Origin of the sequence: Jeotgalicoccus halotolerans, from assembly GCF_003387165.1 — a bacterium.
Taxonomy (GTDB): Bacteria; Bacillota; Bacilli; order Staphylococcales; family Salinicoccaceae; genus Jeotgalicoccus; species Jeotgalicoccus halotolerans.
In genome coordinates, this window is the sequence record NZ_QUMW01000009.1 from 691972 (window position 1) to 698434 (window position 6463).

The 6463-nt window shown below is 47.5% G+C and carries 5 protein-coding genes and 1 riboswitch; all 5 genes read right to left on the bottom strand.

All coding sequences use genetic code 11. The features are described 5' to 3' along the window. Positions 1-7 precede the first annotated feature (7 nt). The gene (gene thiW / locus DFR63_RS04675; RefSeq protein ID WP_115884687.1) at positions 8-475 is read right to left on the bottom strand and encodes an energy coupling factor transporter S component ThiW; all 468 of its coding nucleotides are present in this window, start codon (positions 473-475) and stop codon (positions 8-10) included. A 392-nt stretch (positions 476-867) separates the two neighbouring features. Then, positions 868-1302: a YlbF/YmcA family competence regulator gene (locus tag DFR63_RS04680; protein WP_115884690.1), complete on the bottom strand. Its 435-nt coding sequence runs from the start codon at positions 1300-1302 to the stop codon at positions 868-870. A gap of 127 nt (positions 1303-1429) precedes the next feature. Beyond that, positions 1430-1520: riboswitch (TPP riboswitch) on the bottom strand. Between the two features lie 73 nt (positions 1521-1593). Continuing rightward, positions 1594-3411, bottom strand: a complete 1818-nt coding sequence (locus DFR63_RS04685; RefSeq protein ID WP_115884692.1) for an ABC transporter ATP-binding protein — start codon at positions 3409-3411, stop codon at positions 1594-1596. Next, a complete protein-coding gene (locus DFR63_RS04690) occupies positions 3404-5125 on the bottom strand; it encodes an ABC transporter ATP-binding protein (RefSeq protein WP_115884695.1) in 1722 nt (573 codons plus the stop codon). The genes DFR63_RS04685 and DFR63_RS04690 overlap by 8 nt, the downstream gene beginning before the upstream one ends. 202 nt (positions 5126-5327) lie before the next feature. Then, complete coding sequence (locus DFR63_RS04695; protein WP_115884698.1) at positions 5328-6086, bottom strand: TIGR00282 family metallophosphoesterase; 759 nt, start codon at positions 6084-6086, stop codon at positions 5328-5330. Positions 6087-6463 lie beyond the last annotated feature (377 nt).

The window sequence follows — 6463 nt, forward strand, 5'->3', positions numbered from 1 at the left end:
CCAACGCTTATATCCGCCGTAAGACTCCGTGTTTTTCCAATTGTTTTAAGATGATGTAGGACGTGATGGCACCGATCAGACTGGATACTAAGAAGGCTGCCGCGACGACTGTGAAAATTTGCGCGTCGAGTTCAAGGACGATGATCAGCGGGTAAAGGCTGAGCGCGCCGATAACGCCGGTGCCGATGACTTCGCCTGTTGCTGCGAGCGACAGTTTTTTAGAGTATTTGTAAAGCAGCCAGGCTAAGAGCGCGCCGATCATGCTGCCGGGATAAGCAAATACGGTGCCCGTGCCGAATAAGACTCTGATCGTCGACGAGATAAAAGCCTGAACGATAACCCAGGGGCCGGTAATTACTGCACCGAGCACATTGATCAGATGCTGCATGGGCGCTGCGCGGATAATGCCGATTGGAATAGTGACGAGCGTGCTTAAAATAACGTTTAAGGCGACAAAAGCTGCGGTGTAGGTCATGTTTTTAGTTAATTTGTTGATGGTAGTACCTCCTATTTTAAAATTGCTGGTGAGGAATGCCTGGCTTGGTGCGTTGGCATGACGGGCGCTCATGTCTACGAAAGGCGCGATGCGTTGGTGTGACGGGCGCTCATGTATACGAAAGACACGATGCGTTGGCATGACGGGCGCTCATGTCTACGAAAGGCGCGATGCGTTGGTGTGACAGGCGCTCATGTATACGAAAGGCGCGGTGCGTTGGTGTGACGGGCGCTCATGTATACGAAAGGCGCGGTGCGTTGGCGTGACAGGCGCTCATGTATACGAAAGACGCGATGCGTCAACATACAAAGATGGCGCTGAAACACTCTATTATTCAGAGATTTCAACGCCATTCAATATGTAGCTGATACTTATTTAAACTGGTTCGGGTCGCGGTTCGGCTTGTTGCGGATTGCAGCGCCGGTTTCGCCCTGCATGAGGTCGCCGCCTGTTTGTTCAATAATTTCGCTTGTAACTGTGGAGCTGATTGCATGCGAGACCATCTGGAGCAGTTCGTTGACGCCTGCCTGTGATTCTTTGAACTGGTCAACGAGCGGCATTTCGTCTAATTCCGCTTCGATTTTAGCGAGTTTTTCTTCCGTCATTTTGTAGGCGCGTTCTTTGCCGTAGTTTTGGAAGTTTACAGCTTGCTGCTGCAGGCTTTTCAGGCTGGCCATTTTTTCGCGGATTTCCTGGTTTTCGTGAATCTTAGCTTCCGCTTTCTGGAAGAATTCAACCTGTTCTGTTTCCGCCATCATTTTACCGAGCTTTTTTGCTTCTTCTATTATTTCATCCTTAGTATACATTCGAAGTTCCACCTTTTAGTTGATATATACCATTCATTATATATGAAAGCCCTCATTTATTAAATGTAAATCTCCTGATTCGTTTGTCAAAGTACAAAAATGCACACTCCGGCCCTGGAGTGTGCATAACGAATCTATGCCACTTCCCTACGCTGGCATAATCCAGATCAGGTAGTAAGAGTGTTTCTCAGCCCGTAAGGGCACCTCCAGTGGTGTGCGGTATTTAATTGCTTCCATCATAACTGAACAGAAAGTGTTTGTAAACATAGATGAGCCGCACAGCTCGCCTGTTTACTGATTCACCATGTCATAGTACTTGCCTTCCAAAGCAAGGAGCTCTTCTTCCGTTCCCGCTTCAAGCAGTTCGCCCTGCTCTAAGACGAAGATCCGGTCGACGGCTTTTATCGTGTTGAGACGGTGGGCGATAATAATGCTCGTCCGCCCTTTCATCAGACGCTCCAGCGATTCCTGGATTTTCAGTTCTGTAATCGTGTCGATGCTGGACGTTGCTTCATCGAGCAGCAGAATGGCAGGGTCTGTAATAAGCGCCCGTGCAATAGAAATCAGCTGTTTTTGTCCCTGCGAGATAAAGCCCTCATCTAAATCGAGCACCGTGTCGTAACCCTGCTCGAGCGTCATAATAAAGTCATGGGCATTGGCGACTTTCGCCGCTTCAATCACTTCATCGTCTGTCGCATTCATCCGGCCATAGCGGATGTTTTCACGGATGGTCGCTTCAAACAGGTACGGGTCCTGCAGCACGAAGGCTGTCTGTGAACGAATGTTAGTCCGGGAGTAATCTTTAATATCCTCCCCGTCGATTAAAATGCTGCCTGAATCCGCTTCGTAAAAGCGGGCTAACAGCTGCATAACCGTCGTCTTGCCGGCACCTGTCGCACCGATTAAAGCAACGGATTCCCCGGACGCGACTTCAAATGACAGATTTCTGATCGTCGGCACCTGCTGCTCCCTGCTGTAGGAGAAGGTGACGTCTTTAAATTCAATGTGTCCCCGCAGTGTTTTATCAGTAATTTTACCTTCGTCAGCTTCCGCCGGCGTATCGAGTATTTGGAAGACGCGTTCCGCTCCCGCAATTGCCGACAGCACCTGGTTCAGCTGGTTGGACAGATCAGCGAGCGGACGTGTAAACTGGCGGGCGTATTCTGCAAAGACAACAATTGTTCCGACTGTAACAATACCGTTAGTCGTCAGCGCGAGAATCCCGCCGGCACCCGCGACAATGGTAAATGAAATGTTATTCAGCATATTCATGATTTTAGGAATAAAACCGGAATACAGATTCGCCCAGAAGGTCACTTCTCTTAAATTTTTGGCGCGCATTTCAAAGTTCCTGACCGCCCGTTCTTCCTGGGAGAATACTTTCACGATTTCCTGGCCGGAGACAATTTCTTCAATGTAACCGTTCAGTTCGCCGGTGCGCCGCTGACGCATTTTATACAGCGGCCCCGTACGGTTCGTTATAAATCTGACACTGACAATTAAAATCGGGATAATCAGTGCTGTTAAAAAAGTCAGAAGCGGACTTAAGTACAGCATGACTGAAAAGGTGCCGAGAAGCGTGACAATACTCGTCGTAAACTGGATAAAGGACGAGTTCATCGTCTGCGACAGCGTTTCAATATCGTTGGTCATCCGGCTCATTAATTCACCGTGCTGGCGTTTATCGTAAAAAGTCACCGGCAGCTCCTGCATATGTTCAAACAGGTGATGACGCAAATTGTAAATCGTCCGCTGCGACAAGCCGACCATCAGATAAGCCTGGATAAAGGTCGTCGCCGACAGGAGAACGTATGATGCTAAGAGTATCATCAGCACGCGGAAGAGCCCGTCGAATTCCCGCGGTATAAAGTAATAATCGACAATTCGGCCGACGAGAAACGGTCCAACGATGCTGAGCAGACTCGTTACAACAACGAGTGAAATGATAAAGTACAACCGTTTTCTCTCGCCGCGCATAAATTGCCAGATTCGCTTTAAGGTCTGGCCCATATTGTCCGCTTTATTTTTGTTTGATCGTTTGTTCTTGCCAATATCCTCTTTTGTAATGAGCCGTTCATGCCCGAAGGGGCGTGCAAAAAAGTTAGTCATCGAGATGCCCCCCTTTTTTCTGCGATTCGTAAATTTCCCTGTACAGTGCTGAAGTTCTGAGCAGCTCTTCATGGCTGCCGAGGGCGGAGATCTCACCGTCATCTAAGAGCAGCACCCGGTCCGCCTGTTCGGCAGTCGATATTTTTTGCGTAATGACGATGCGGGTCACATTTTCGCCTGCGAGCGCATCCCACAAATTATTCTCCGTCCGGACGTCAAGCGCTGATGTCGAATCATCCAATATTAGAATCGACGGTTTTCTGACAAGCGCGCGTGCGATTGACAAACGCTGCTTCTGGCCGCCTGACAGCGTAACCCCCATCTGGCCGACCGTCGTTTCGTAAGTCTCATCAAAATTCATAATATTATCGTGAATCTGCGCTTTTTCAGATGACATAAAGACATCATCTTCTTCAGCATGCAGATTTCCCCAGAGCAGATTATCGTAAATACTGCCGGTAAAGAGCACTGCGCGCTGCGGCACGTAGCCGATTGTCTGCCGGAGGTCAGCAGTATTCCAGTCGAGTACATTTTTACCATTGACCGTCACGACGCCGTCAGTCGGATCATACATATTCGGGATGAGGCTGATCAGTGAACTTTTACCTGAACCCGTCCCGCCCATAATGACAAAGTTTTCATTATCATGTATTTCAAATGAAACATTTTTCAGCACGTAACGGCTGGTATGCGGATATTTAAAGGATACCTTGTCGAATTTAACGGTACCTTCGCTGTCTGCCGGTTCGTAAGTGTTTTTATCCTCCACAGCAACCGGCGCATGCAGGATTTCACTGATACGGTCGCTGCTCGCCTTGGCACGGGAAGTTGCGATAATCAGAAAGGCAAACATTGAAAATCCGCCCTGCATACGGAGCGCATAGTTAATAACCGCAACGATTTCCCCGACGGCAACCTCATTTGTCTTGAGGAGGTCGGAAGCGACCCAGAGCACGAGGAGCAGGCTGCCGTTCATAATTAAGAGAAGCACCGGCAAAATGGACTCCATAAGCCGGAGGGCAAATATCGTGTCGTTCCGCAGTTTCGCTGCAACTTTGGCAAACTTTCCAGTTTCGTATTCACCTGTGTCGTTGGCTTTTATCAGCCTGACCGCTTCTAAATTCTGCTGGATAAAACGGTTAATTCTGTCGAGCCAGTGCTGGACACGGAGGAAGACCTGGGCCCCTTTTCTCGCTGTGAAAAACAGAAAGATAACAAGTATCGGCGTCAGCATTGATAAATACAGCCCGAGCGTCGGATTGACGAGGAAGGACATGACGAGTGAACCGATGACGAGCAGCGGCGCGCGGAGCAGGATGCGGAGACTCATAAAGAGCAGCATCTCCGTCTGCAGCACGTCCTGCGTCATCCGGGTGATCAGACTTGATGTTGAAAAACGCGATAAGGTGGCAAGCGTAAAATTCTGAACCCGCTTAAAGATAGCGAGCCGCAGATCATAGCCGAACATATTTGTTAAATGGCTGGTAAAATATGTATTAAAAATACCTGCAAACAATGCAATCAGCGACACTGCGAACATAATCAGCAGGTAGAATATAACATTGTCGATGCTGTTGATCATAATTCCGTTGTCGATGACCTGCTGAATAAACAGCGGCTGGATCAGTTCGACGATAAGCTCAATAAACATGAAAAATAAAGCAATAACAATCATCCATTTGTACTTCATGGCATAACGGTAAACTGTAATCATTGTAAAACCATCCTTTGTTTCTGTGAGGTAAGCGCCTGAGTATGACAAATCTCTTTTGATGATATTCTTTCGAAATCCGAATTAATTATATTATGCCACAAAAGTGACATAATTTTCACTAAACTTGAACCGGATTTGAGATTTTTATTGCTGGACGGAAAAAACGGGCGCATTTTTTGTTGGATGCGCCCGTCTCTTGTTCTTACTCTTCAATTTTAAAGTTTTTAATTGTTTTACTGTCAGTGTCGATAATTACACCGCTGATTACGCCCTTGCCCTCGTCCGGCACAACATGGCGTTCAGGCAGATTCGTTATAAATCTGCGGATGACCTCATCTTTTCTGATGCCTAATATGCCGTCTTTAAAACCGGTCATGCCGACGTCAGTGATGTAAACTGTGCCGTTCGGGAGACGCGCGGCGTCATTCGTCTGAACATGCGTGTGCGTGCCGACTACCGCATTGACCCGGCCATCCAGATGGTAGCCCATGGCGATGGACTCGCTCGTCGTTTCACTGTGGAAATCCACGAAGGCTGCATCGTATGTGTTTTCTTCGAGAATTTTATCGATTACTGTGAACGGATTTTCAATCGGCTCGAGGAAACTCCGCGCCTGCAGGTTCACGATTAATAATTTCTTTCCGTTAATGTTGACGATGCGGCTGCCGTCGCCCGGTGTGCCCTCCGGGAAATTCGCGGGGCGGACCATTTTAACACCCGAGTTTAAAAGGTCATACACATCGCGCTTAGCGAAGGCATGGTTCCCAAGCGTGATAAAATCCGCGCCGCCGTTTAAAATTTCCTTATAAGTACTTTCCGTTATCCCTTTGCCGTGGGCCGCATTCTCACCATTTACAATCGTAAAATGTGCATTATGCTCTTTTTTCAGACCCGGCAAATAATTTTTTATCATGCGCCGGCCAATTTTTCCGACTACATCTCCAATGAATAAAATCCTCATCAAATCACCCTATCTATTGTGTTAATTATACATTATTTTGGAAGTGTTGGGTGTGGATTTTTCGCTCATGCCTACGTATTTCACGATGCGTAGGCGTGACATGGGCTCATGTATACGTATCTCACGTTGCGTAGGCGTGACATGGTCTCATGTATACGTATTTCATGATGCATAGGCGTGACATGGTCTCATGTATACGTATCAACCGTTGCATAGGCGTGACATGGTCTCATGTATACGTATCAACCGTTGCGTAGGCATGAGAGGCTTTCATGCCTACGGAACATTCTACTCATTCGGAAAACACTCTAAATTTACACATCTTTTCAATTATTAATGAACTTTATCTTTATATCGTTGCCCTTTTCTTATTTCAC

Excerpts from the sequence above, each read along its gene's own strand:
- thiW (WP_115884687.1), bottom strand. The coding sequence starts at position 475 with ATGACCTACACCGCAGCTTTTGTCGCCTTAAACGTTATTTTAAGCACG.
- DFR63_RS04680 (WP_115884690.1), bottom strand. The coding sequence starts at position 1,302 with ATGTATACTAAGGATGAAATAATAGAAGAAGCAAAAAAGCTCGGTAAA.
- DFR63_RS04685 (WP_115884692.1), bottom strand. The coding sequence starts at position 3,411 with ATGACTAACTTTTTTGCACGCCCCTTCGGGCATGAACGGCTCATTACA.
- DFR63_RS04690 (WP_115884695.1), bottom strand. The coding sequence starts at position 5,125 with ATGATTACAGTTTACCGTTATGCCATGAAGTACAAATGGATGATTGTT.
- DFR63_RS04695 (WP_115884698.1), bottom strand. The coding sequence starts at position 6,086 with ATGAGGATTTTATTCATTGGAGATGTAGTCGGAAAAATTGGCCGGCGC.